At 57.4% G+C, this 25,186-nt stretch carries 24 protein-coding genes; 16 read left to right on the top strand and 8 right to left on the bottom strand.

The features are described from left to right. Window positions 1-3 precede the first annotated feature (3 nt). The 4 genes from ACR0AL_RS04890 to ACR0AL_RS04875 all read left to right on the top strand — a co-directional run bounded on the left by ACR0AL_RS04890 (window position 4) and on the right by ACR0AL_RS04875 (window position 5,063). Window positions 4-945 carry a hypothetical protein gene (locus ACR0AL_RS04890; RefSeq protein ID WP_170348364.1) on the top strand — a complete coding sequence of 314 codons (942 nt, stop codon included), beginning with the start codon at window positions 4-6 and terminating at the stop codon, window positions 943-945. Beyond that, the gene (locus tag ACR0AL_RS04885) at window positions 942-2,939 is read left to right on the top strand and encodes a hypothetical protein (RefSeq protein WP_480662159.1); all 1,998 of its coding nucleotides are present in this window, start codon (window positions 942-944) and stop codon (window positions 2,937-2,939) included. Before ACR0AL_RS04890 ends, ACR0AL_RS04885 begins: the two co-directional genes overlap by 4 nt. Before the next feature lie 110 nt (window positions 2,940-3,049). Beyond that, the gene (locus ACR0AL_RS04880; protein WP_480662157.1) at window positions 3,050-4,048 is read left to right on the top strand and encodes a glycosyltransferase family 2 protein; all 999 of its coding nucleotides are present in this window, start codon (window positions 3,050-3,052) and stop codon (window positions 4,046-4,048) included. A 31-nt stretch (window positions 4,049-4,079) separates the two neighbouring features. Further along, window positions 4,080-5,063 carry a hypothetical protein gene (locus tag ACR0AL_RS04875; RefSeq protein ID WP_480662155.1) on the top strand — a complete coding sequence of 328 codons (984 nt, stop codon included), beginning with the start codon at window positions 4,080-4,082 and terminating at the stop codon, window positions 5,061-5,063. Between the two features lie 3 nt (window positions 5,064-5,066). Here the strand turns inward: ACR0AL_RS04875 and ACR0AL_RS04870 are convergent, their stop codons facing one another. Next, window positions 5,067-5,372, bottom strand: coding sequence for a DUF6476 family protein (locus ACR0AL_RS04870; protein WP_170348368.1), 306 nt, complete (start codon window positions 5,370-5,372; stop codon window positions 5,067-5,069). Between ACR0AL_RS04870 and ACR0AL_RS04865 the strand changes: the two genes are divergently transcribed. Both ACR0AL_RS04865 and rpoH read left to right on the top strand, forming a co-directional pair. Beyond that, the gene (locus ACR0AL_RS04865; RefSeq protein WP_170357934.1) at window positions 5,371-6,405 is read left to right on the top strand and encodes an RluA family pseudouridine synthase; all 1,035 of its coding nucleotides are present in this window, start codon (window positions 5,371-5,373) and stop codon (window positions 6,403-6,405) included. The genes ACR0AL_RS04870 and ACR0AL_RS04865 overlap by 2 nt on opposite strands. Window positions 6,406-6,551: 146 nt before the next feature. Then, window positions 6,552-7,448, top strand: coding sequence for an RNA polymerase sigma factor RpoH (gene rpoH, locus ACR0AL_RS04860; protein WP_170348370.1), 897 nt, complete (start codon window positions 6,552-6,554; stop codon window positions 7,446-7,448). 49 nt (window positions 7,449-7,497) lie between these two features. On the opposite strand, the gene ACR0AL_RS04855 is transcribed toward rpoH, so the two are convergent. Beyond that, window positions 7,498-8,577, bottom strand: a complete 1,080-nt coding sequence (locus ACR0AL_RS04855; protein WP_170348371.1) for a fasciclin domain-containing protein — start codon at window positions 8,575-8,577, stop codon at window positions 7,498-7,500. A 207-nt stretch (window positions 8,578-8,784) separates the two neighbouring features. Further along, window positions 8,785-9,963, bottom strand: coding sequence for a dipeptidase (locus ACR0AL_RS04850; RefSeq protein ID WP_170374862.1), 1,179 nt, complete (start codon window positions 9,961-9,963; stop codon window positions 8,785-8,787). Window positions 9,964-10,115: 152 nt separating this feature from the next. Here ACR0AL_RS04850 and ACR0AL_RS04845 point away from each other — a divergent pair, with 152 nt between their 5' ends. Genes ACR0AL_RS04845 through ACR0AL_RS04835 form a run of 3 tightly spaced genes read left to right on the top strand, consistent with a single transcriptional unit; the run spans window position 10,116 to window position 12,306 of the window. Continuing rightward, on the top strand, window positions 10,116-11,090 hold the full coding sequence (locus ACR0AL_RS04845; protein ID WP_480662153.1) for a Gfo/Idh/MocA family protein: 975 nt from the start codon (window positions 10,116-10,118) through the stop codon (window positions 11,088-11,090). A gap of 57 nt (window positions 11,091-11,147) precedes the next feature. After that, window positions 11,148-11,417 carry a DksA/TraR family C4-type zinc finger protein gene (locus tag ACR0AL_RS04840; protein WP_170348374.1) on the top strand — a complete coding sequence of 90 codons (270 nt, stop codon included), beginning with the start codon at window positions 11,148-11,150 and terminating at the stop codon, window positions 11,415-11,417. 13 nt (window positions 11,418-11,430) lie between these two features. Beyond that, window positions 11,431-12,306, top strand: coding sequence for a DMT family transporter (locus ACR0AL_RS04835; protein WP_480662151.1), 876 nt, complete (start codon window positions 11,431-11,433; stop codon window positions 12,304-12,306). Here ACR0AL_RS04835 and ACR0AL_RS04830 read toward each other — a convergent pair whose 3' ends face one another. The 3 genes from ACR0AL_RS04830 to ACR0AL_RS04820 form a co-directional block, all read right to left on the bottom strand. Further along, window positions 12,307-14,127 (bottom strand): M3 family oligoendopeptidase, encoded by a 1,821-nt coding sequence (locus tag ACR0AL_RS04830; RefSeq protein ID WP_480662149.1) that lies wholly within the window; start codon window positions 14,125-14,127, stop codon window positions 12,307-12,309. It abuts the gene before it with no gap. 82 nt (window positions 14,128-14,209) lie between these two features. Then, window positions 14,210-15,187 (bottom strand): alpha/beta fold hydrolase, encoded by a 978-nt coding sequence (locus ACR0AL_RS04825; protein WP_480662147.1) that lies wholly within the window; start codon window positions 15,185-15,187, stop codon window positions 14,210-14,212. Then, on the bottom strand, window positions 15,187-15,477 hold the full coding sequence (locus ACR0AL_RS04820; protein WP_058280950.1) for an SCP2 sterol-binding domain-containing protein: 291 nt from the start codon (window positions 15,475-15,477) through the stop codon (window positions 15,187-15,189). Before ACR0AL_RS04820 ends, ACR0AL_RS04825 begins: the two co-directional genes overlap by 1 nt. Before the next feature lie 30 nt (window positions 15,478-15,507). Between ACR0AL_RS04820 and ACR0AL_RS04815 the strand changes: the two genes are divergently transcribed. The 6 genes from ACR0AL_RS04815 to ACR0AL_RS04790 all read left to right on the top strand — a co-directional run bounded on the left by ACR0AL_RS04815 (window position 15,508) and on the right by ACR0AL_RS04790 (window position 21,407). After that, window positions 15,508-16,116, top strand: coding sequence for a tetratricopeptide repeat protein (locus tag ACR0AL_RS04815; protein ID WP_480662145.1), 609 nt, complete (start codon window positions 15,508-15,510; stop codon window positions 16,114-16,116). 22 nt (window positions 16,117-16,138) lie between these two features. Beyond that, on the top strand, window positions 16,139-18,946 hold the full coding sequence (locus ACR0AL_RS04810) for a helicase-related protein (protein WP_480662143.1): 2,808 nt from the start codon (window positions 16,139-16,141) through the stop codon (window positions 18,944-18,946). A gap of 6 nt (window positions 18,947-18,952) precedes the next feature. After that, window positions 18,953-19,318 carry an RNA-binding S4 domain-containing protein gene (locus tag ACR0AL_RS04805; RefSeq protein ID WP_480662141.1) on the top strand — a complete coding sequence of 122 codons (366 nt, stop codon included), beginning with the start codon at window positions 18,953-18,955 and terminating at the stop codon, window positions 19,316-19,318. A 66-nt stretch (window positions 19,319-19,384) separates the two neighbouring features. Continuing rightward, the gene (gene fdxA, locus ACR0AL_RS04800) at window positions 19,385-19,723 is read left to right on the top strand and encodes a ferredoxin FdxA (RefSeq protein WP_170348381.1); all 339 of its coding nucleotides are present in this window, start codon (window positions 19,385-19,387) and stop codon (window positions 19,721-19,723) included. Window positions 19,724-20,005: 282 nt separating this feature from the next. Next, complete coding sequence (locus ACR0AL_RS04795) at window positions 20,006-20,521, top strand: CarD family transcriptional regulator (protein ID WP_170348382.1); 516 nt, start codon at window positions 20,006-20,008, stop codon at window positions 20,519-20,521. A gap of 115 nt (window positions 20,522-20,636) precedes the next feature. Beyond that, the gene (locus ACR0AL_RS04790) at window positions 20,637-21,407 is read left to right on the top strand and encodes a potassium channel family protein (RefSeq protein ID WP_170357955.1); all 771 of its coding nucleotides are present in this window, start codon (window positions 20,637-20,639) and stop codon (window positions 21,405-21,407) included. On the opposite strand, the gene cobS is transcribed toward ACR0AL_RS04790, so the two are convergent. Further along, a complete protein-coding gene (cobS, locus tag ACR0AL_RS04785; RefSeq protein ID WP_480662138.1) occupies window positions 21,404-22,168 on the bottom strand; it encodes an adenosylcobinamide-GDP ribazoletransferase in 765 nt (254 codons plus the stop codon). The genes ACR0AL_RS04790 and cobS overlap by 4 nt on opposite strands. A 79-nt stretch (window positions 22,169-22,247) precedes the next feature. Between cobS and cobT the strand changes: the two genes are divergently transcribed. Continuing rightward, on the top strand, window positions 22,248-23,261 hold the full coding sequence (gene cobT / locus ACR0AL_RS04780) for a nicotinate-nucleotide--dimethylbenzimidazole phosphoribosyltransferase (protein ID WP_480662136.1): 1,014 nt from the start codon (window positions 22,248-22,250) through the stop codon (window positions 23,259-23,261). Between the two features lie 28 nt (window positions 23,262-23,289). Here cobT and ACR0AL_RS04775 read toward each other — a convergent pair whose 3' ends face one another. Continuing rightward, the gene (locus ACR0AL_RS04775; RefSeq protein WP_170348386.1) at window positions 23,290-25,170 is read right to left on the bottom strand and encodes a monovalent cation:proton antiporter-2 (CPA2) family protein; all 1,881 of its coding nucleotides are present in this window, start codon (window positions 25,168-25,170) and stop codon (window positions 23,290-23,292) included. Window positions 25,171-25,186 lie beyond the last annotated feature (16 nt).

Genomic DNA, 25,186 nt, shown 5'->3' with positions numbered 1-25,186 from the left:
ATCATGGCAGACGACCTTTCGAAAGAGCAGTTGAAACCCGATCACCCCGACCGCAAGACGGGGTATGAACGTATTCTGACCGACCCTGCACCGCCGTGGTTTGTCGAACTCTATCCTGGTGGAGATGGGGCCGGTTTCCTGCAAAAGCTGGAACGCCATTCGGTGCTGTTTCATCAACGCTCTGCCTCGCAACTGGTTGTCAGTTTTGACAATATCGCCAATGCGAACGACCTGTCCTTTGCGCGTGAACCCTGGGGTTGGAAGTTCTTTCGTGATGAGGGCTGGTCGCATATGGGGATATTCGCGCGCACCAAGGCCTGGTATCGAGATCCAGAGATCATCACGTATTTCCAGAACCGCGCAGCCGAAGGGTTTTTCGATCAGTTCGACCAGGTCGTCTTTGCCGGGGCCTCGATGGGCGGCTTCGGGGCGCTGACCTTTTCTGAATTGGTCCCGGGCGCAAATGTGATCGCATTTAACCCTCAGACGTCACTGGATGAACGATTGGTCCCGTGGGAAACGCGGTATCGTTTCGGGCGGGTGCAGGATTGGGATCTGCCATATGGTGACGCCGCGCAGACGGTGAAGCAGGCGGGTAAGGCCTATGTCTTCTATGACCCGTTTTTCGACCTTGACCGGCAGCAGGTCACTCGGCTGAAGGGTGAAAATGTCATGCTGCTTAAGACATGGTTTTCGAACCATTTTGCAGCCCCTATGTTGCGCAAGCTGGGTATCCTCAAGCCCGTCATGCAGAAGGCTATGGACGGATCGCTTGAGGCAGGTGATTTCTATCAGATGATGCGCGCACGGCGCCGGTTGCCGATGGTGATGCGCGCGATTGAGGCGCAGGCAGGCGAACGTCATCCAAAGTTGGTGGGTCAGGCGCGCCATAAATTCCGCATACTGCGTCGCGCCGCATTGGTTGAGGCAGAGAAGTCCCAATGACGCCTGCGAAAGGAGTGTTCATCGGCCAGCGCAAAGACCGCATGGGCGCGCGCCTGCTGATGATGCTGACCTGCATTCGTCTGGCCGAGGATTTTGACACCACTTACAAGGTCAATTGGTTTCCGAAAGGATCGGATGCACCCGAGCTGGATCATCCGCAGGAACTGTTTGCTCAGGATTGGATGGATGCACAATTCCTCAGTACAAAGGCGTTTGAAAAACTCAGCGACAAGGCTTTGCCAATCTGGACCTTTCAGGGGGACAAAACCCCTGACCGCCTGATCGCGCATCTCAATTCGGGCCGGTCGGTTGTGGTTGAGGAAGGGTTCGAAGTGCTGGCCTTTCCCTGGGAGGATATCGAAGCGATCCGCCCTCGGTATCGGGATTTCATCCATCAGATCGGCTTTAAGGACGAAATCCGCGCCATCATGGACCGGGCGGATGAAAAGCTGTCGGGACAGGGGGTGACGGCTTATCACATCCGGCGGGGCGACATTCTGAACGGTTCGCCGTGGAAACACACAACCTGGCCCGCCAAGATCGAACTCGAAGAGCTTTACGAGGCACATCTGGAGAAAGCCGACGGGCAAACGGCCATCATGTTTTCGGATCAGGCTGAATTGATCACCCGGTTTCAAAAGCGGTTTCCGCAACTGCTGCAAATGTCGGACATCGCGGATGTCTCGGGCATGACCCGCGCGCAGCGCGACTTTCTCGAGCTTTATGCGATGTCGCGGGCCGATCAGGTGATTGCGCCTGTTATTTCGGCCTTTTCGATGGCCGCTGCAAGAATCTCTGGGCAACAACGCGTGGTGTTTCGCGATGTGCTTAGCGAGGCTGAGATCGAGGCTGCCAACGAAGCAGCATTGATCAGGCTCCATCAGCAGTCTGATGAGTTTCTGAGCGCATCCGAGGCTGCGCATATCTATGCCAAAGCTCTCTTCCACTTGAACCGACTGAATGCAGAAGACCGAACGCAAGAGTCCCTCGAGCTTGCCGCGAAGATATTGGATGCAGGTGCGGACAATGCATTTCTGCCACTGCTGCAGGCGCTCAACCTGTTTTATCTGGGCAGATGGGCAGAGGCCAAGGAAATGGCCGATTTTGCTTTGGAGAATCAAAATGTCTGGCCCGAAGACTACGCCGTACTAAGCGCGCTAAAGTCCGCTGCACTGGGAGAAATGCGAAAGCGCTGGCAGGCCGGTCAGGCCTTCAGCCAAGCCTTTTGGGCCAAACCGATTAGGCCGGACGTTCTGGTTTTCGGGTCGCGGGTTGTGTACCGGGATCAGATTGCCCTTCGGCTGTTTCCACCGACGGACTGGTCTTTGCAAAAGGTGATCCGCAGACCCTGGTTCAACTTCAATTCCCACGTCGCGCAACGCAACGTACTGGTGCGTTTGCCGTGCAATTTCGATTTCCTTCTATTGGACTGGTCGGATTTGGCGCTGGATCAAAAAGCGCGCAGGTTGTTTGACAGCCAGCACCGCTTAAAGCAGTTGCATGACGGGCTGGTGCGTATGACTGATATCCCGGACTGTGATCCCCGAGTGCAGAGTTTCGCAACGGTGTTGAATATGCATTTGGGAGAACTCCATGCGGCGCAGGCGGTTGATATAATGCGAAATATTACCGCGAACGTTCCTGATAATCCTCTCTACCACAAGCGTTTGGCTGAACTTTACGAAGCCGAAGGTGATCGCGCCTCAGCTCGTTTGACGATGGCAGAGGCTTTGGCCTGTGATCCAGGAAACCCGTTTCTGATTTTTGCGATGGGCCGGTTTCTAGAGCGAAACGGCGCGGAAGAGCAGGGGCGGAACCAGATTATTCAGGCGGCTGAAATTGATCACGACACCGCTTCCGTTCAGGGTGAGGCCGGCCGAATTCTGTTGCAACGCGGTGAAAAGGAAAGAGCCCGGGCGTATCTGCAAAAAGCCAGAGATCTGTGCCCGACCTACAAACGCTTTACCAATCAATTGAAACGGGCAGGCGGGTAGATGGCTGGATTTCACTTGGTTGCGAGCGCAATAGAACGTAATTTACCCAAAATTTCCAAATGCTACCTCCGAGAGTGTCGGGGCAACAATAAATGAACAGGCAGTCAGTCATGACCGATCAGGACCCCCGATTTATCAGCGTAACCCCAATGAAAAACGAAGGCCCCTTTGTGCTGGAATGGGTGGCCCATAACCGGGCAATTGGCGTCGACCAAATAGTGGTGATGACCAACGACTGCACGGATGGTACGGATGCTTTGCTGAACCGGTTGGATGAAAGGGGCATCCTCACTCATGTCGACAACAACTCGCGCCGTCAGACCAGCCCCCAAAAGCGCGCCTACAAAAAATTCTTGGCGATGGAGGTGGCGCGGCCGCAAGACTGGGTGGTTGTGATTGACGCTGATGAACACATCAACGTCAAAACCGGTGACAACACGTTGCGCGCTCTGACCGATGCCATCCCGGACGCCAAGATGATTTCGATGACATGGCGCCTGTTCGGAAATGCTGGTGTCGTTCGATATGAGGATCGATTCCTGTCGGACCAGTTTCGACGAGCGGCGCAAGAGCAGAAATACCGTCCACCGCAAGCCTGGGGTTTCAAAACGATGTTTCAGCGCGAACTTTGGAGTGCGCTGGGGGTTCATCGACCCAAACGCCCGACAGTTGAGACCATGGAAGATTGTCACTGGTACAACGGATCGGGGCAATTGATGCCGGACCGGTATTTTAGTGCCAGTTGGCGCTCGGCACGGGATTCCATTGGGTATGATCTGGTGCAGATCAATCACTATGCGCTGAAGTCCTGTGAAAGCTACCTGGTCAAGAAAATGCGCGGGCGGGCCCACCATCTGGGAGAAAGCCTTGGCATGGACTATTGGAACATGATGAACCAAAACGCCGAGGAAGATGGCTCGATCGATGTCATCCTGGATCGCAAGCGCGAACATTATTACGAGTTGCTGTCAGATCCTGAAACGGCCCGGCTGCATCATTTGTCCTGCGATCTGCACAGGCAGAAGATTTCCGACCTCCGGGCACTGCCCGAGATGCAGGACCTTATGCAGCAGATGACGGCCGAATTTGCCGCCAGTCACAGGGAATGAACGGAATTCTCTTTGAAACAGGAGGCCTGTGATGCTTTGGCTGCATATAGGTATGCCCAAGACCGGCACGACTGCGTTGCAGGCATATGTGCGTCAGAACAAGGCCCTACTGGCTGATGTCGGCTTGCATTATCTTGAGGCGGGCCGTCGTCGGTTGGAAGGGAGCGGACGTCTGGCGATCAGCCACAACATCATCGCCTTTCGCATCAATCAGACCAATGAGTCGATGGACCCGTTCCGCGCGTTGATGGCAACCGAGTATGAGGCGCACAGCGATCAGACCTGCCTGGTATCTTCAGAGATGTTCTATTCCTGCGACTTGAACAAGTTGGCACAGGTTTTCGCGGAAATCCCCTCTCGCGACTTAAGGATCACCTACTATTGCCGCCGCTACTCGGATTTCTTCGAGGCCGACTACAAGCAGCGCGCTAAGAACGGCCGTATGGGCACCAGCGCGTCGGAATATGTCCGGGACAGGCTGGTGAGAATAAAGAATGACCCTGACACCTTCACCTTTTCGGCGAAACTGGACCAAATCCGGCAGGCTTTTCCGGGCGTTACGATTGTCCCGATGATGTATGATCGCGCGCAGATGGTCCAAGGCCATATCGTGGATGATTTCATGTCCCGCATAGGCGTGCCTTTGCCGGACGGCACGGCGGCTAAACGGCCCGCTAACCAATCTCAGTCGCGTGTGGCCAGCGAAGCATTTGGCATTGTCTCACGTTCCATGGGGCGCAAGGAAAGTCGCCAGCTGCGTCGGCGCGTGGTCAGTGATCCGGTCATGATCCGGCGCTATGATGTGCTGGAGCCGGACGAGCGGGCCTGGCTGGATGAGTATTTGACCAAGCAAGACGTCACATTCCAGCAAGAGTTCTTTCCCGACCGGCCAAGGTTGTTTGAACCGGTTGAGCTAAACGAAGAAGACCAGAAATTCCGACGCGACACGCCCGAGGAATACGACGCCCTGCGCCGCGCGTCCGAGATCGTCTTTCGCATGGCGCTAGAGGATTGAACCCTACCGTTCGATGGTGATTTCCTGACGCTGGCGACCGGTTGTTTTGTCAAAGATCAAAATACGGTTGTCATCGGTCACCACCGCATACCAGTTGCTGCCGATTGTCACTGCCTGTGCTTTGGCGCCGTCTGGAAGCTCGATCTGATCGGGCAGGGTGGGGGTTCTGTCCGATAGTCGGATGACAATCAGCGCGAATGTCACTAGAACCCCGCCAATCATCACCGCGGTCAACAACATGACCATTCTCCGCAGCAGGCGAAGCTGCGGTGTTTCCTGCGGTTCTTGGGGTTCGGAAGGGACAGTCATGGGCACCCGCCAGATTGAATTTCAGATTGCGGCCGATCCGCCGCCTCGTCTTGATAAGGCGCTTTCGCGGGATGTGCCAGCCGATGAAAACCTCTCGCGCACGCGGTTGGCCCGGCTGATTGATCAGGGCGCTGTTCTGATTGACGGCATCGAGGCGCGCGACCCAAAAGCCAAAGTGGCCGAGGGGGCATCCGTGGCGATTACCGTGAATGAGGCAGAGGACAGCCATATTGGTCCCGAAGATATCCCGTTGGAGATTGTCTTTGAGGACGCAGACCTGATCGTTATCAACAAACCGGCGGGCATGGTTGTGCATCCTGCGCCGGGGTCTCCGAGCGGTACATTGGTCAATGCGTTGCTGCATCACTGCGGTGACGACTTGTCAGGGGTAGGCGGGGTCAAGCGTCCCGGAATCGTGCATCGCATCGACAAGGAAACCAGCGGCCTGCTGGTGGTGGCGAAATCCGATGCGGCCCATCACGGTCTGGCTGCACAGTTCGAGGCGCACACGGTCGAGCGCTACTATCGCGCGATTTGCTACGGCGTGCCGGATGCGAATGACCCTCGTTTGCGCGGTGTCAAAGGCGTCAGCTTCGAGCCCGGAAACATCATGCGCCTGACCACGCAACTGGCACGGCACAAGACCGACCGGCAAAGGCAGGCGGTGCTGTTTCATGGCGGGCGTCATGCGGTGACGCGGGCACGTCTGGTTGAGGTTTTTGGATCACCAGCAGGGTTGGCTTTGATCGAATGCTGGTTGGAGACCGGGCGCACGCACCAGATCCGCGTGCACATGGCCCATGCCGGGCACGGTTTGGTGGGCGATCCGGTTTACGGCGGCAAGCGAAAACTGGCCGCCAAGGCGTTCAGCGCGACCACAGCCGAGGCCGTGAGAGCCTTTCCGCGGCAGGCACTCCACGCCGCTGTGTTGGGTTTTGAACACCCGGTAACTGGTGAAAACCTGCGGTTTGAGGCCGAATTGCCCGAAGATATGCAGAAACTGATTGAACAGCTTCGCGCACCGCTGACATAATGCGCAAAGTTACGTGATTAAGACTTTCTTTGGTTTCCTTTATCTATCGTTAATTCCAAACTGTTAACGGTACCTCTTGAACGGATTGGGACGACCTCCCATATCCCATGTTAACGAATTAAACATTTGTCGGAGGGACATGAATCATGGCAAATTACGCAAATCTCCCCGCGCCGACGCCAGAAGGCGGCCTGAACCGCTATATGCAGGAAATTCGCAAGTTTCCGCTGCTGGAGCCGGAAGAAGAGTACATGCTGGCGAAGCGTTGGGTCGAAGAGCAAGATACTGAAGCGGCTCATAAAATGGTCACATCGCATCTGCGCTTGGCGGCCAAGATTGCCATGGGCTATCGCGGTTATGGTTTGCCGCAGGCCGAGGTGATTTCCGAGGCCAACGTGGGCCTGATGCAGGCTGTCAAAAAGTTCGATCCGGAAAAAGGTTTCCGGTTGGCGACTTATGCCATGTGGTGGATTCGCGCCTCGATCCAAGAGTACGTCCTGCGGTCGTGGTCCATGGTGAAACTGGGCACGACCAGCGCGCAGAAAAAGCTGTTCTTCAACCTGCGCAAAGCCAAGGCACGCATTGGTGCGCTGGAAGAAGGCGACCTGCGTCCCGAGAACGTCAAGCAGATCGCAAATGATCTGGGCGTGACCGAAGAAGAAGTCATCAGCATGAACCGCCGTATGTCCGGTGGTGACGCTTCGTTGAACGCGACTGTTGGGTCCGAAGGCGAAGGCACCATGCAGTGGCAGGATTGGCTTGAGGATGAGGATGCCGATCAGGCTGGCGATTACGAAGCCCGCGACGAGCTGGACGCCCGGCGCGAGCTTCTGGCGGCTGCTCTGGAAGTCCTGAATGATCGGGAAAAGGACATCCTGACTCAGCGCCGCTTGATGGATCAGCCCGTCACGCTGGAGGACCTGAGTACGCAGTACAATGTCAGCCGCGAGCGTATTCGTCAGATCGAGGTTCGTGCGTTTGAGAAGCTCCAAAAGAAAATGCGCGAATTGGCGCGTGAAAAAGGGATGCTGGGCAACGTCTGAGACGGACCCAAGCAAAGAAAGCCCGCCGTGGATGGCGGGCTTTTTTTGTTTAAGCGAAGATAAAATCGCTTTCCGACAGTTGACCGTTTCCAACACCAAGTAGATCGATGCTGTCGCCATCTCCCAACTCGATTGTGGTGCGGAAGAACCCGCTTTCGATGTGGTCTTCGATATCCTCGAAGCTGTCGATACCGTCGTAGCCGCTGAGGTCGATCTTGTCCTTGCCGATCTCGAAGTCGAGGATGGTATCTTCTCCGTCGCCTTCTTCGAAGAAAAAAGTGTCACGCCCACGGCCGCCGACCAAAAAGTCATCGTCAGCGCCGCCATCGATCAGGTCTTTGCCGCGACCGCCAAAGATTTTGTCGTTCCCATCATCGCCGCGCAGAATGTCCATGCCACGACCGCCGAAAATGGTGTCATTGCCATCACCACCTAGAACAATATCCTTACCGCGACCGGCGCCGATGACGTCATTTCCGCCACCACCATGCACAAAATCCTTGCCACGACCGGTGAAGTGGAATTCGTCCGAGTCATCTCCCAGAATGAAATCTGTATTCTTCTGGCCCAGGATACCGGTCACGGAAACTGGCAGTAGTACCCCATCCAAAACGTGGATGATCCCGTTCGAGGCGGGAACGTCGAAACCGACAAGACCTGGATCGTCGATTCCCGGGTCCGCATCGCCCAAGCTGGGTGGCATGCTGGAAAGGTTCAGTTCCACTTCACCACCCTGCAGCGTTTCGATGGCCGCACCGTCACCCAAACTGACGACCTCTTGTTTCGTGAATGACTCATCGACGACGTGATAGGTTAGGATTTCGGTCAGCAGAGGTATCGGATCGCCACCGCCTAAGAGGGTCAGGGCTTTCACGATGTAATTCAGCGCTCCGGCTTCGTCCGAGCCTTCAAAGCCCAAAGCCTGAGCCAATCCGATGAATGCCGCATCTTTCGGCGCAAAAACGGTCAGATCGGCGTTGGGGTCGGCCAACGCTCCGTCCAGACCTGCTGCAAGAACAGCCTCGCGAAGGATGTCGAAATCATGAGCGTTATGGTCGAAGGTTCCCGGGTCCCCGCTTAGTTCCAGGACTTTTCCGGTAATCGAAGGTAGTTCTGTATTAGCTGGCATATCGGTTTATCTCCCACCCGGTTGCGCGCCTTTGGTCGGGAGTAATACTGATAGGTCAGGTATCTCTCCCCGGCGGTAAAGTTGTTACGGAGTGAGTTGGAAAACGGATCACGAAATTCGGATTTATCAATTGAGAGCCTGGATAAGATCCGGTTTGGCGGCGCCGAATCTCATTTAAATTTCAACAATTTGAATCACAAGGTGCAACTAGTTCAATTGTTGCTGGAAAACTCTCACCATATTCTCACCCATCACTTTCCGAACCTGAGCTTCGGTCAATCCCTGATCCAACAATGCCGAGGTCAGGGCCGCCAATTCCGATGTGTCAAATGCGGTTTCTACTGAGCCATCATAGTCTGACCCCAACGAGACATGGTCTTCGCCAACGGTCTGGATGGCTGCCTTTATCATCTTGGCGATGCCGGTCGGGGTGATGTCCCCGCAGGTTACGTCCGCCCAATAGCCCATGCCGATTACACCGCCGGTGGCGGCAATCTGTTGCATCAGATCGTCGGGATAATTGCGTTTGACCGGGCAGAATCCGTGCAAGCCGCTGTGGCTGACGATCAGGGGAACATCAGTCATATCGATCACGTCACGCGCGACCTGAGGGCTGGAATGGGCCAAATCGATCACTACGGGCCGTAGCGTCAGGTCTGCCACAAGCTGACGGCCGAACTCTGTCAGGCCAGCGTTGCCCACCCCATGCAATGATCCGCCCAGTTCGTTGTCAAAAAAGTGGTGCAGTCCAAACACTCGGTGGCCGGCGTCGAACAGAGCGTCCAGATTGTTCAGATCGCCCTCTAGCGCATGCGCGCCTTCAATGCCCAGGATGCCTCCGACAACGGGTTGGCCTGCCGCACGGGCAGCCAGCACGGCGTCCAGGTCAGCCCTTGTCTTGACGACTTTCAGCTGCCCGTCCGAGGCCGCTTCGAACTGATGTAGCTTTTCCGCCTGATAGACGGCGCGTTCCTTCAGGCTGTCCCACGTGCGCAATGGCCACAACTGTCCGATGGCCAAAAGGGTAATGTTATCAAAAGACTCAGCCGAGTTCGCGTCATAGTTCTGACCGGCAGGGGATTTGGTGACGGCGGTGAAGACCTGTAGCGCGACGTTCCCCTCGATCAGTCGTGGGATATCTACCTGCCCACGTGTACCGCGTTCGGTCAGATCACGGCTCCACAACAGGGGGTCCGCGTGTAAGTCGCCGACGATCAGGGTTTCGTGCAATGCGGCGGCATCGTCGGACACCGCATAGGGGGCATGGGCGATCACGTTGTTCCGATCAGCTTCAATGTAAGACGGAAGAAATCCGAAAAACACGACGGCACCGACCACAACTGCAAGCAACAGCAGACCGCCAATCCACTTGAGGACCCGTTTCATTCTCACTCCCTTTCAACCATTGGGGGCAGACTACGAAGGTTCCATGCAGATAAAAGCCTGACTTAACGTCGGATGGTTGCTAGAAGGTCAGGAAATGGGGCTGTTAGCGATAACGATTGGATCGCCCCTGATTACGCATGTCGGAGGAAATTATGCATATACCAGTTCAATGGGGCGTTCTGGGTGCTGCCAAGTTCGCGCGGCAATTCATGGCACCGGCGATTCATGCGGCCCACGGCGCGCGTCTGGCCGGGCTGGCCACGTCAGACGCTGCCAAGGCTGAACCGTTTCGGGCCTTTTGTTCTGACTTGGTGGTTTATGACTGTTATGACGCGTTGCTTGCGGACCCTCAGATTGAGGCTGTTTATATTCCCTTGCCCAACCACCTGCATGTGGAATGGAGTCTGAAGGCACTAGAAGCGGGCAAGCATGTACTGTGTGAAAAGCCGATGGCCATGACCGGGGCCGAGTTCGACATCCTGATCAAAAAACGGGATAAGACCGGGCTGCTGGCGGCCGAGGCTTACATGATCGTCCATCATCCGCAGTGGCAATTGGTGCGAAAGTTGATTTCCGATGGGGCCATCGGCAAATTGGTGCATGTGACCGGTGCCTTCAGTTTCGACAATCGCGCGGATACCGGAAACATCCGCAATCGTGCCGAGACCGGCGGTGGCGGGCTGCGCGACATCGGTGTTTATGTGATCGGCGGCGCGCGGTTTGCGACAGGGCAGGAACCTGTGCGGGTGGAGTCAGCCATCCGATGGCAGGAAGGGATCGACACTTTCACGGAGATTCGCGCACAATTTCCGGATTTTACCTATTCCGCCTATGTCTCGATCCGCATGCATCCGCATCAAGAGATGGTGTTTCACGGTGAAGGTGGGGTTATTCGCCTGACAGCTCCGTTCAACGCACGCGTCTTTGGTGAGGCGCGCGTGGAATTGCACCGTCCCGGGCTGGAACTTCAGGTCACGCGCTTTCCCGGGGATGACCATTACAAGCTGCAGGTCGAGGCGTTTTGCCGATCCGTGCGCGAAGGTGTCAAATTCCCATGTCCGCTTGAATTCTCACGCGGGACGCAGGAGATGATCGATCGCGTGCTGGAAGGGGCGGTTTCCCTCTGACTTGCCACGTCGCGTCCGGCTCGGCTAATCTGGCGTGCACCTGATCAGGAGGACGCCATGGCAGGCGGTTGGGCGCGTGACGGCGCAGTGAGTGAACAGATCGAAGCATCCATTTCGGATGAGCTTGCCCGGATGCAGGCGCAAAAGCAGCCAGTGGGCGAAAGCCTGACCCATTGCGCCGAATGCGAGGAACCGATCCCCGAGAAACGGCGTTTGGCCTTGCCGGGCGTCAAGCTGTGTCTGGATTGCCAGCAGGAACGGGATGGGGCTTTCAAAGCGCGTTCTGGGATCAATCGGCGTGGCTCTAAAGACAGTCAGTTGAAGTAAGCGGATCCGAGGGATGCCCGACACCAAGCTTTTTCAAAATGGTCTGGTGCTTGGGTTTCTGGCCGCCTTCCTTTGGGGCACACACAGCGTCATCGTGCGCTATCTGACCAGCGATCTGGGCGGGCTGCAAATTGCGGTGACGCGCCTGTTCATTGCCGCAATGGCCATCTATTGCATGCTGCGCGTGATGCGGGTTGCCGTGTCGATCCGTCTGAGCGACTGGAACTTTCGGCTGGCGGTTCTGTCGACGGTCGTCAACTACGTCCTGTTCCATATCGGCTTGGAATATACCGGTGCGGCCAATGCGATGGTGCTTGAAAATACGGCGCCATTCTTCGTGTTGGTGTTTTTGTACTTCTTTGCCGACACCCCCGTCACACGCACCGATGTTCTGGCCACAGCGTTGGCAATTCTGGGCGTTTTTCTAACAGTTTATCAGGATTTCCAAGGGGGCGGAGACCCCTTGTTCGGCGATCTGCTTGAAATCGGTGCGGGCCTCAGCTGGGCGGTATTTCTGATCTCAAGCAGCCGCGCGATGCGCAATTCGGAATCAACCGCAGAGCGTCTGAATTTCCTCTTCGGGATATTCCTATGCTCTGGCGTTTTGTTGCTGCCGCTGGCCGTGTTTTCGTTGCAAGTTCCGACGGCAAATGACGTGGTCTTCCTGCTCCTGCTGGGGGTGCTTCCGACCGCGCTGGCCTATTACTTGTGGTACGAGGCCGCCGCGCGGGTGTCGACGCTGACAGCGACCTTGATGTTCGCCGCCTCGGTCGTGTTCACGTTCATCAACTCGGCGCTGTTTCTCGGGGCCGCAATCACGCCGATTGCAGCCCTTGGGGCGGTGTTGATCGTAGCCGCCGTGTTCCTGACGACCAAAAGTCAGAAGTGATCAGCTTTCCATCGCTTCCAATTCGTCGATGAAGCCCGAAATCATCGACAAGCCCTTGTCCCAGAATTTCGGATCGCTGGCGTCCAACCCGAACGGGGCCAGCAGTTCCTTGTGGTGCTTCGATCCGCCTGCGCGCAGCATTTCGAAGTACTTGTCCTCGAACCCTTCCGATCCGCTTTCGTAAACCGAATACAGCGCGTTCACCAGGCCGTCGCCGAAGGCATAGGCATAGACGTAGAAGGGTGAATGGACGAAGTGCGGGATATAGGCCCAGAAGGTCTCATACCCGTCCATGAATTCGAATGCCGAGCCAAGGCTTTCGGCCTGAACGCTCATCCACAGGGCGTTGATGTCGTCCGGGGTCAGCTCACCTTCGCGGCGGGCGGCGTGGAGTTTGCACTCGAAGTCGTAGAACGCGATCTGGCGGACGACCGTGTTGATCATGTCCTCGACCTTGCCGGCCAGCAGCACCTTGCGCTGTTCCGGCGTTTCGGCCTGATCCAGCATTTTGCGGAAAGTCAGCATCTCGCCGAATACGCTGGCGGTTTCGGCCAGGGTCAGCGGGGTGGATGACAGCATCTCACCCTGATCTGCGGCCAGAACCTGATGCACGCCATGGCCCAGTTCATGCGCAAGGGTCATCACGTCGCGCGGCTTGCCCAGATAGTTGAGCATGACATAGGGGTGGACTTCCGTGACGGTTGGGTGCGCAAACGCACCCGGTGCCTTACCGGGTTTCACGGCGGCATCGATCCAGCCCTTGCTGAAGAATGGCGCTGCAATCTCACCCATACGAGGATCAAACGCGTTATAGGCGTCCATCACCGTCTTTTCCGCTTCATCCCACCCGACGATGCGGGTGTCTTCCATCGGAAGGGGCGCGTTGCGGTCCCAGACCTGCATCACATCCAGACCCAGCCATTTGCGCTTTAGTTCATAGTAACGGTGGCTGAGCTTGGGGTATGCAGCCACGACAGCCTCGCGCAGGGCCTCGACCACCTCGGGTTCGACATCGTTTGAAAGGTGGCGACCGGTTTGTGCCGTGGGCATATTGCGCCAACGGTCGACGATTTCCTTTTCCTTGGCCTGCGTGTTGTGTACGCGGGCGAAGGTTTTGACGTTGTCCTGAAACACAGCCGCCAGTTCGCGTGCCGCCGCCTCACGCTTGGAGCGGTCCTGTTCAGTCAGCAGGTTCAGGGTGCCTTCGATGTTCAGTTCTTCACCATCAACGGTGAATGTCAGCCCGGCGATGGTTTCGTCGAACAGGCGTTCCCAAGCGTCACCTACAACGCCCAGATCGTGCAGGAATTTTTCCAACTCATCAGACAGCTGATAGGGCTTCATCGCGCGAATGCGGCGGAAGACGGGCTCATATCGGGCCAGATCGGCATTTGCGTCGAAGTTCGCTTTCAGCGCGTCATCGTCGATGCGGTTGATTTCCAATGTGAAGAACACCAGCGGCGTGGTGTAAATTGTGATCTTTTCCTGCATATCCGACAGGAATTTGGCGCGCTCAGCATCTGTGGTCAGTTGGTAATAGCGCAGACCGGCAAAGGACATGATGCGGCCCGCGATGGCGTTGATCTTTTCGTTGCGCTGCACGCAGTTCAGCAGGCTTTCGGCATCCAGATCAGCCAGCTTGCCTTCGTAGTCGGCGGCGAAGGACGCGCACTCACCCTCAAGCCATTCCAGATCGCGGTCCAGTTCCGGCGCTTCTTCCGAGCTGTAGAGGTCAGTCAGATCCCATTCCGGCAGGTTGCCAAGATCGCCGGTGCCTCCGGCTGCGTTTGCGTCACGGACGGGAAAGGGAAGGTCGCGCATGGATCACCTCGGAATATCTGCTTTGGCAAACATCTAGGCGCGGGCGACCCGGATCACAAGCCGCCTTTGCGTGAGGTTTTGTTTAGCTGGAAAGAGCAGCCGAGGTCGGTGCGTCCGAGTGGGCGGCCAAAAAATGTACCGTCAGTTGATCAAAGACGGGCCCGCGCACGTCAGGCGCCTCCATCAGTACCTCATGTTCGCCATCGGGAATTTCAACCAGTGTGCCGCTGGGCCAGTTGGCCATCCGCGCCCGGATCGCTTTGCGGTCAACGATTTGCTCGTGACTGCCAAGGAAGGTCAGGGCAGGTGTGGAGGGCGCGGTTTGTTCCATCAGCCAGGCGCATTCGTCCAGCGCTTCGCGCAGCCAAATGGTCGAAGGCGCGCCAAGGGCCAGTTCCGGGTGCGCCTCAAGCTGGTCTTTCATCATTTGATACATCGCCGCATCGCGCGTCAGCATGTTGCCTTCGAAGGGTTGTGAGGCGACGTAACTTTCCAGCGACGTGGTCGGAGGCGTTTTCTCACCCAGCCCAATTCGTGGCCCCCAATAGGCCGTCAACCGGCTGAGCGGTTTCATGATCGGAGTGAAAAATATCCCCCACATCGGGCCGGTAAAGGCGCAGGCTGCAAAAACATCTCGCTCCAGCACCGCGCGCAGACCAATTGCGCCGCCCATCGAATGGCCGATCACGTACCAGGGTTTGGGCAAATCAAGTTGGACGGCAAGTTCCAGGGCGGCATGCACGTCTTGTTGATAGTCGGTGAACTGATCGACATGGCCGACCCGGGGATCGTCCAGCAAACGGTCTGCCAACCCCTGACCGCGCCAGTCGACGGCCAGAACGGCAAACCCACGGTCGATAAATTCAACCGCCGTGTTACCGTATTTTTCGATGTATTCTGTCCGGCCGGGGAACATCATCACCGTGCCGTTTGTTGCACCTTCGGGGTACCAGTGACCCACACGGATACGCGTATCGTCCGCAGTCGTCACCCAATGGGCCGCACCACCGGCAGGCCCGCCGGCCACGTCTTCAAAGAAAGGGGCCGGCGAGAACTTCATCAGGCCAGCACCGAGGCGAGTTTCATGGCAATACCCATGTCTCCATCCACGCTCAGCTTGCCCGACATGAACGCACCGGTGGGGTTCAGGTCGCCGCTGAGGATTTGTTCGAACGTATCCGCATCTGCGCTCAGGGTGACATCTGCGTCGTCATCGCTGACACGTGCGCCGTCCGCGTCCAGTACGATAGCACCCAGATCGGCGATGGCAAATTTGGCCGATGCGTCGAAATCGCCGCCGGACAGCTTTTCGTTCAGCGCGGCTGCGGCTTTTTCAAGAATGTCGCTCATGGTGTTCCTCATATTGTTTCTGCGCCGTGAATGGACATCCCCGGTCGCAACGCTACACTGAACATTGTTATGGGCATTGCAATCAACAATCTCAAACGTACCGTCACGGCACTTTTTGTCACGGTCATGTTTTCCACCAGTTCGGTGGCACAACAGGCGGATTCGCGGGACGAGGACATCTTGCTACAGCAATTGGCGCTATCCACGCCGGAACAGGCGATTGGTATCGACCGTCAACTCAAAGCTCTGTGGTCGCAATCGGGCTCAGCCTCGGCGGATTTGTTGCTGGAACGCGGGCGCGAGGCGCTGGATGACGGGGATGTGTTGACCGCGGTTGAACACCTTACGGCCCTGACTGATCACGCGCCCGGCTTTGCTGAAGGGTGGCATCTGCGTGCTTCGGCGTTTTTTGGGATGGATCGCTTTGGCATGGCCGCGGCTGATCTGGAACACGCGCTTACTCTGAACCCGAATAACTACGAGGCTATTTTCGGGCTTGGCCTGATTTTTGAGATCATCGAACAGCCCGACAAGGCACTGGATGCGTATGAGCGCGCGCTGGCTATACATCCTCATCATGAAGAAGTAACCAATGCGGTGAATCGACTGAAGCCTCAGGTCGAGGGCTCGGCCCTCTAAAGAACCGGGGCAGGGGGCAAAGGTGAGCGGGTCATCCCGAAGCGTGGCCGTACTTGGCCCGACCAACACAGGTAAAACCCATTACGCGATCGAGCGGATGCTGGGCTATCGGACCGGAGTGATCGGTCTGCCGCTGCGTCTGCTGGCGCGAGAGGTTTATGACAAGATCGTCGCCATTCGCGGCCCTTCTGTCGTGGCTCTGGTCACGGGCGAGGAACGGATCGTGCCGCCCCGTGCCCAATATTGGGTCTGCACGGTCGAGGCGATGCCCGAAGGCATGGGTGCGGATTTTGTGGCGATCGACGAGATCCAACTTTGTGCCGACCCTGAGCGTGGTCACGTGTTTACCGACCGTCTGCTGCGGTCGCGTGGCACGAGTGAGACATTGTTTTTGGGCGCTGACACCATGCGCGGGCCTATTGCAGCGCTGGTGCCAGAAGCGCAGTTTGTGCGGCGCGATCGCATGTCGCAGCTGGTCTACTCCGGCTCGAAAAAGATCAGCCGCATGCCCGCGCGCAGCGCAATCGTCGGATTTTCGGTCGACAACGTCTATGCCATTGCTGAGCTTTTGCGCCGCCAAAAGGGTGGTGCGGCCGTGGTCATGGGCGCCCTCAGCCCGCGCACACGGAACGCGCAGGTCGATTTGTATCAGAATGGCGAGGTCGACTATCTGGTCGCCACCGATGCCATCGGTATGGGCCTGAATCTGGATGTGAACCATGTGGCGTTCTCGTCCCTGAGCAAATTTGACGGACGCAGAATGCGCCCTCTAGCCCCGAACGAACTGGCGCAGATCGCAGGTCGGGCCGGGCGCGGCATGTCGGACGGCACTTTTGGCGTGACCGGTGAGGCCCCACCGCTGGAAGACGGCGTGGCGCAGGCGATCATGGACAGCCGCTTTACGCCGATGAAAAAGCTGAACTGGCGGAATGCTGCTTTGCGATTTGGCTCGATTGACGCACTGATCGACTCGCTTGAGGTCAGCCCGAATAACGAACATCTGGTCAAGGCGCGGCCTGCAGACGATCTGAATGTGCTGAAATCACTCTCGCAAGTGACCGAGGTTGCCGCCCGCGCCAGTGATGGTCAATCGATCCGTTTGTTGTGGGATGTGTGCCGAATCCCCGATTTTCGCGGCATCAGCCACGCAGAACACGCCAGCCTGCTCGAAGTGATCTATGGCCACTTGCATGAACGCGGTTCGATCCCAGATGATTTCATGGCGCGGCAAATCCGCCGGATCGACAGAACCGACGGAGATATCGATGCTTTGTCTAAAAGGTTGGCATATATTCGCACCTGGACATATGTTGCGCAGCGAAACGGTTGGGTGCATGACGAATCACATTGGCGTGACGAAACACGCACTGTAGAAGACAGGCTGTCAGACGCATTGCATGATCGTTTGACTCAAAGATTTGTGGACCGGCGCACGTCAGTGTTGCTGCGCCGGCTCAAACAGAAGGAGGCCCTTTTGGCCGAAGTAAATGACAAGGGTGAAGTGACCGTCGAAGGCGAATTCGTCGGTCGTCTGGAAGGGTTCCGGTTTATCCCGGACAAAAGCGCGCAAGGAACCGAGGCGAAAGCTTTGAAATCGGCCTCTTTGCAAGCACTCGCGCCGCAATTCCATCTGCGCGCCGATCGCTTCTACAATGCGCCCGATACCGAAATTGATTTTACCGATCAGGGCGGCCTGATGTGGGGCGAATATGCCGTTGGCAAACTGGTTGCCGGGGCTGAACCGCTCAAGCCAATGGTCGAGGTGTTTGTGGATGAGGCCGCAGGCCCAGAGGTTGAGCAGAAAGTGCAGCGCCGTCTGCAGCATTTCATCGACCGTAAAGTGGCCGCGTTGTTCGAACCGTTGCTGAACCTGTCGCGGGACGAGGAACTGTCCGGAGTGGCCAAGGGCTTCGCCTTCCGCATGGTCGAGGCACTGGGCGTGCTGCCGCGTGCAGGCGTCGCGCAAGAGGTCAAGGATCTGGATCAGGACGCCCGCGGCGCGCTACGCAAGCACGGCATCCGGTTCGGTCAGTTCACCATCTTCATGCCGCTGCTGCTGAAACCTGCGCCGACGCGTCTGCGTCTGGTTTTGTGGGCTCTGGCCAATGGGCTGCAGGAATTCCCCGAAGCACCGCCTCCGGGTCTTGTCACCGTACCGGTCGCGAAGGATGCACCCGAAGGGTACGACACCATGTGCGGCTACCGCGATGCGGGCGAGCGCTCGATCCGAATCGACATGCTGGAACGTCTGGCCGACATGTTGCGCGCCGAAGACAGCCGTGGCGGGTTTGAAGCCAAGCCCGACATGCTGTCGATCACCGGTATGACGCTGGAACAGTTCGCTGACCTTATGCAGGGGCTGGGCTATAAAGCCGAGCGTGGCGAGCGTGAAAAGGTGAAAGCGGCACCTGCCGAAACTCCTGAGACCAATGCGGTCGAGCAACCCGCTGTCGAAGAATCCCCGGCACCAGAATCGGCAACCGAAGAGGTCGTCACCCCCGCCGAGGCGCCAGCCGAGGCCACCGACAGCACCGAGGCGGCAGCCGAGGCTCCGGCAACGGATGAACCCGAGGTCGAGGTGTTCTATACGTTCACTTGGGGTCGTCAGCGTCAGGCCAACCGTGGCCCGCGTCGTGAACAGCGGCAGGGGCAGGGCAAAGGCAAGCCGCGCGGTAAACCGCAGGATGGTCGCGGCAAACCGCAGGGCAAGAAGGGTGGCAAGCCGCAAGGGGCCAAGACCTTCTCCTCCCGACCGCCCAAGAAAGAAAAGGCGATCGACCCCGATAACCCGTTTGCAGCTGCGCTAATGGGTTTGAAAGACGGTAACTAAACGCCGATGGCTGAGGCCAAGCTGCGGATCGACAAATGGCTTTGGCAGGCGCGGTTCTTCAAGACCCGCAGCCTGGCCGCCAAACAGGTCAGCGGCGGTCATGTTCGGTTGAACGGAAACCGGGTTCTGAAACCGGCGCAAGCTGTAGGACCCGGTGATGTTCTGACCTTTCCGCAGGGGCGAATTGTCCGCGTCGTTCGAGTGGAAAAGCTGGGCGAACGCCGTGGCCCTGCACCCGAAGCGCAAACACTGTACTTCGATATGACCGAAAAGAAGGACGCGCCGCCCGGAAACCCCGGATTCGAAGGAAAAGGTCGTCCAACCAAGAAAGATCGGCGCGCGCTTGATCTTTCTCGTACCACTAGTGGCTGATCCGCCCTTGAAGACAGTATAATACTGGATTAGCTAAACGCCCAAACCGCAAACGGGATTCCCACTATGACCTATGTTGTCACCGAAAACTGCATTGGCTGCAAATACACCGACTGCGTCGAAGTATGCCCGGTGGATTGTTTCTACGAAGGTGAGAACACTTTGGTCATTCATCCCGATGAATGCATCGACTGCGGCGTGTGTGAGCCCGAGTGCCCCGCTGACGCCATTCGCCCTGACACTGAGCCGGGGATGGACCAGTGGGTGGAATTCAACCGGAAATACTCGGAACAATGGCCGGTGATCGTGACCAAGAAAGACCCGCTGCCCGAGGCCGAAGAGCGCGACGGCGAAGAGGGTAAGATGGAGAAGTATTTCTCAGAAGCGCCCGGCGAAGGCGGCTAAGCGATTCGCTCTCTGAACTTGTCGGTTCAGGTGTAGAAACAAGTTGCAACGCTTTGAAACTTATAAGGTTTCACGGCCATTTCTGGGCGTGCCCTTTCAGATGTCGTAATTTTGTGATATAATCGAAAGCTGAATGATGAATGAGATGGGGATGTACTCCGTAAGTATGTGTGCTTTGGAGTTCTGATTTTTTGACAAATAAGCCACCTGACGGGGCCGAAATGGCACCGGCTAGGCTGTTTTGTTGTCCGCATCTTACTCTATAACCAAGGATGAACCTGTATGTCTAAGTCGAAAAAGCTTGAGTTCCGCCCGAATGACTATGTTGTCTACCCTGCGCATGGCGTTGGTCAGATTATCTCGATCGAAGAGCAGGAAGTCGCGGGATATTCGCTTGAGCTGTTCGTCATCTCCTTTGAAAAAGACAAGATGACCCTGCGGGTGCCGACCAACAAAGTCACCGAATCCGGCCTGCGGTCCCTCAGTTCACCTGATGTGATCAGCCAGGCGATGAAGACGCTCAAGGGCAAGGCCAAGGTGAAACGCGCCATGTGGTCGCGCCGGGCGCAGGAATATGAACAAAAAATCAACTCGGGCGATCTGATTTCGATTGCCGAAGTGGTGCGCGACTTGCACCGCACAGACGATCAGCGCGAGCAGAGCTATTCCGAGCGTCAACTGTACGAAGCCGCGCTAGAGCGTCTGACCCGCGAAGTGGCCGCTGTGTCCGGCGCCGGTGAGGTTTCGGCCGCCAAGCAAGTTGATGAGGTGCTGACCTCGCGCGCTGCTGCCGCCTGATATCTGGCAATTCTGAAATTGGGGCCGCTCCTGAAAAGGGGGCGGCCTTTTTTTGTGTCTTGTCTTGGTGAAATCCGCTTTTGCCGCTAATTTTCCTGTAGTCAGAGGCGGATACATGACCAGGATAAAGCAAACCGTTAAGTTTCTGTACATCGCGCATGACCCGATTTCGGTTTGGTTTCGCTATGGCTTGATCCTGTTTGACGCCGCGTCGATCGTGTTCTTCGTGTCCACGGCGAATGTGCCGCATGGGCCGTGGATCACGCTTGCCAGTCTGTGCGTCGGGTTTCTCATCTTGCTGGATTTTTTGGCCCGGTTATGGATTTCGAAAGACCGCTGGAAACTTCTGTGCAAGATTTACACACTGGCCGATATCGTCGTGATCGCCTCGCTGCTGCTTGAGCCGTTCTTGCCCGGAAACTTGGCCTTCGTGCGAATATTGCGCGCCCTGCGCCTGATCCATTCCTATCACTTGCTGCGGGATTTGCGGCGCGACAGTCAGTTTTTCCGAACGCATGAGGATGCCGTCATCGCGGCGATCAATCTGCTTGTATTCGTATTCGCGACCTCAACGGCGGTTCTGGTGTTCTTCATTCCTGATAGCAGCCCGCATGCATACATTGATGCGCTCTATTTCACCATGGCCACGCTGACGACGACGGGGTTTGGCGACATCACCTTGGCGACACCGGCGGGCAAGTTGTTCTCAGTCTTCATAATGGTTGTGGGTGTGGCGCTGTTCGTACGTCTGGCGCAGGCTGTTTTCATGCCGCAGAAAGTGCGCCACAAGTGCCCCAGCTGTGGCCTTTATCGGCATGATCCTGACGCGGTACATTGCAAGCACTGCGGCGAAACGCTGCGTATCGAAACCGGTGGTACGGCCTAAAGCGCGGCAACGACCGCGGTCATGAATATCAGTTCTGCCAATTGCTGCGAAGCCCCTAGGATATCACCGGTCTGACCACCGATTTTGGCCTTTGCGACCCCGGCGAGCACCGCAACAACCAGCGCAGCGACGAGAGTTGGCGGAATGGCCGCTGCGCCCATCAAAAGTACCGCGCCTAGCAAAGCCAATCCAAAACCTGCCGCAACCGTCAAACCTCGCGGCCCTCCGACCGAGTGGCTCAGACCACTATTGCGCGCATTTGGCAGGGCATTCATCAGAACCGGCATAATCGCGCGGGACAAGATGCAGGCCGCAAGGATCGCGGCATAGTTGCTTGCCGTTAACAGGGTTGCAATCAAAGCGACGCGTATCAACTGCGTGAAGATCAGAGCCAGAACACCATAGGCGCCAATATGGCTGTCCTTCATAATTTCTAATCGGCGCTCCTGGGTGAATCCACCCCAAAGTCCGTCTACGGTATCGGCCAAACCATCTTCGTGCATCGCACCGGTGGTCATGATCAGAACCGCAACCAGGAAAACCGCGCTGACCATAGCGGGTAAATTCAAAGCCATCGTGGCCCAACCAACCGCGCAAGCCAGCAGCCCTATAGTCAAACCGACCACGGGAAACGCCCAGGCGGCGCTGGCCTGCCGTGCATAGGTGTTTTCCGGCAGCCGCGGCAGCGGTAGGCGGGTCAGCAGGACCAGCGCCAGTGGTATATCCCACACGGAAAACAGCTTGGTGTCGTTTTTATGCACTCCCGCGCCTTTCGGGGTCTTGTTGGATCGGACGCTTCGGTTAAACACACAGGACCACTCTGATGCAACGAGGCTTTGGATGCTGCCTGAACTTAATGACCTGAAAACACTCCGCGATGCCCTGAGTCAGGCGCCGGGTTCGAATGATGCCGCATTGCAGGGCGCGGCTGACCGGAACGGACAGCTGACCAAACCGCCCGGCGCGCTGGGGCGGCTTGAGGAATTGGCGATCTGGTATGCCGGTTGGCGTGGCGATGCCCGCCCGCAAATCTTGGCACCGCAGGTTATCGTGTTTGCAGGAAATCACGGGGTGACGGCGCAGGGTGTGTCGGCTTTTCCACCAGATGTGACCGTGCAGATGGTCATGAACTTTGAACATGGCGGTGCGGCAATCAACCAATTGGCCAAGGCCGCAGGGGCCACCATGGATGTGCATGCGTTGGAATTGGACCGGCCAACGGCGGATTTCACCGCAGGCCCGGCGATGTCCGAGGATGACCTGTTGTACGCCTTGCGCACCGGTTGGACAGCTGTTGACCCTAAGTCCGACCTGCTAGTCGTCGGAGAGATGGGGATCGGCAACACAACCCCGGCTGCTGCAATCGCGTGCGCTCTGTTCGGGGGAGAAGCCTCGGACTGGACAGGGCGTGGCACCGGTGTGGATGACGCCGGGTTGGCGAACAAAACCCGCGTGGTGGCCGAGGGCGTGGCCTTGCACGCTGCATCGGGTGATGGACTGGAGATCCTACGCCGTCTGGGCGGGCGTGAGATTGCGGCCATGGCTGGAGCGATCGCAGCAGCCCGTGTTCTGTGTATTCCGGTCATTTTGGATGGCTTCATCTGCTCGGCTGCGGCGGCCTGTCTGGCCGATGTGTCTGCCGGGGCTTTGGATCACGCTGTAGCTGGCCATCAAAGTGCCGAGGGCGCACACGGTGCGGTATTGGAGAAGCTGGGCAAACGGCCACTGTTGAGCCTTGGGCTGCGCTTGGGCGAAGGGTCGGGCGGTGCACTGGCGATCAATATCCTCAAAAGCGCGGTTGCCTGTCATTCAGGCATGGCAACCTTTGCTGAAGCCGGCGTGTCCGGCGGCTGAACCGGACGGCCTGGTCCGCCAAAAAGGATCAGGCCGATTTCTGAGCGTGTTTCTCAGCCAGCTCCAGCAGTTCGGTTTCCAGGTCTTTCTCGAATTGCTGGGCGCGCTCGATGTATTTCTTGTTTTCCGCCGTCGGCATGCCGGGAATCCAAAGCTCGGCCAGATCCCGGATCGAGGCTCGGTCGTGGTGATAAAAGGTCTGCTCGGCTTGTGCGGCCTCATATTCGCTGAGGCCGATATTCTCGAGCACATAGCGACCGGCGCGCAGTGAGCTGTCAAACATCTCGCGCACGATATCATTCGCGCCCGCCTGGTACAGTTCATACACATGGGTGCGGTCATGCGCGCGCGCGATGATGTGCAGATCCGGGCGTTGGCGACGTGCAAAGCTGACCAGACGGGTCACAGTCTTGCGGTCGTCCATTGCAGCAACCAGAACGGCGGCTTTATCAAGCCCCGCTGCACGCAACAACTCGGGCCGTGTCGGATCGCCCAAGAAGCCTTTGACGCCAAAGCGGCGCATGAGTTGAATGGTCTCGATATCATGATCCAGAACGATGGTCTTGAACCCACTGGCCCGCACCAATCGGTTCACGATCTGACCAAAACGTCCAATGCCCGCGATGATCACCGGGCCTTTCTCGTCGATCTCGTCAGGTTCGACCTGCGGGGTATTCTCCCTGATCCGACGGGACAGAAGGTCGTAGATGATGAACAACAGCGGAGTGATCAGCATGGTCAGGGCGATAATCATCAGCAGTTTCTGCGACAAATCAGGTGGGATTACGTTCTGCTGCGTGGAAAAGGCCAGCAGGACAAATCCGAACTCACCCGCCTGGGCCAGACCCAGCGTGAATAGCCAGTGATCGCGCCCGCGCAGCTTGAAGGCGCGCCCGACCAAATACAGGATGGCCCCCTTTGTCAGAATGACCAGCAGCGCCAGTCCGATCAGCTCAAGCGGGTCGTTGAAGAAATAGGCGACGTCAATTCCGGCACCAACGGTGATGAAGAACAGGCCTAGGAACAAACCCTTAAAGGGCTCAAGGTCGCTTTCCATTTCGTGCCGAAATTCCGAACTGGCCAGAACAACGCCTGCCAGGAAAGCGCCCAGGGCGGGGGACAGACCAACAAGGGTCATCAGGAAGGATATCCCAACGACGATCATCAGGGCCAGCGCAGTATACATCTCGCGCAGGCGGGTGGCGTGGATGAAACGGAACAGGGGGCGCGTCAGGTAGACGCCGGCAAGGATCACAAACGCGATGGCACCAAGGGTGACCAACGTGACGGCCCAACCGGGCAGGCCCTCGACCAGAGATAAGCTGTGATGCGCCGTGTCGTGCAAGTCCTTCGCGCCGCGGTCGATCGATCCGTCGCTTTCGATATGTGGCATGGCTGGCAGCGCCAACAGCGGCAGCAAGGCCAGAATGGGGATCACTGCGATATCCTGCGTCAGCAGCACGGAAAACGTGGCGCGGCCTCCGTTCGTCTGCATCAACCCTTTTTCGGACAGGGTCTGTAGCACAATCGCCGTCGAGGATAGCGACAGGGTCAGACCAACGGCCAACGCCACGGACCATGGGTGGTTCGCATAAATAGCAACAGCAGCAATGGCGGCAGTTGACAGACCGACCTGCAGGCCGCCCAGCCCCAAAAGCCTGTCGCGCATGTCCCAAAGCGCGCGCGGTTCAAGTTCCAGTCCGATCAGGAACAGCATCATAACTACGCCGAACTCGGCCACATGCTGCAGGCTTTCTGTTTCCGCACCAACCAGCCCGAATATGGGTCCGATGACGATCCCGGCGGCCAGATATCCCAACACCGACCCCAATCCCAGACGCGCCGATAGCGGCACTGCGATCACGGCAGCTGCCAGATAGATCGAAGCCTGATAGAGGAAGTCGTCCATGTCGGTCCTTTCGGTC

Source organism: Ruegeria sp. BB1, from assembly GCF_056539465.1.
Note: the sequence above shows the minus strand (reverse complement) of the source record. Positions and strands in the feature narration are given on the sequence as shown.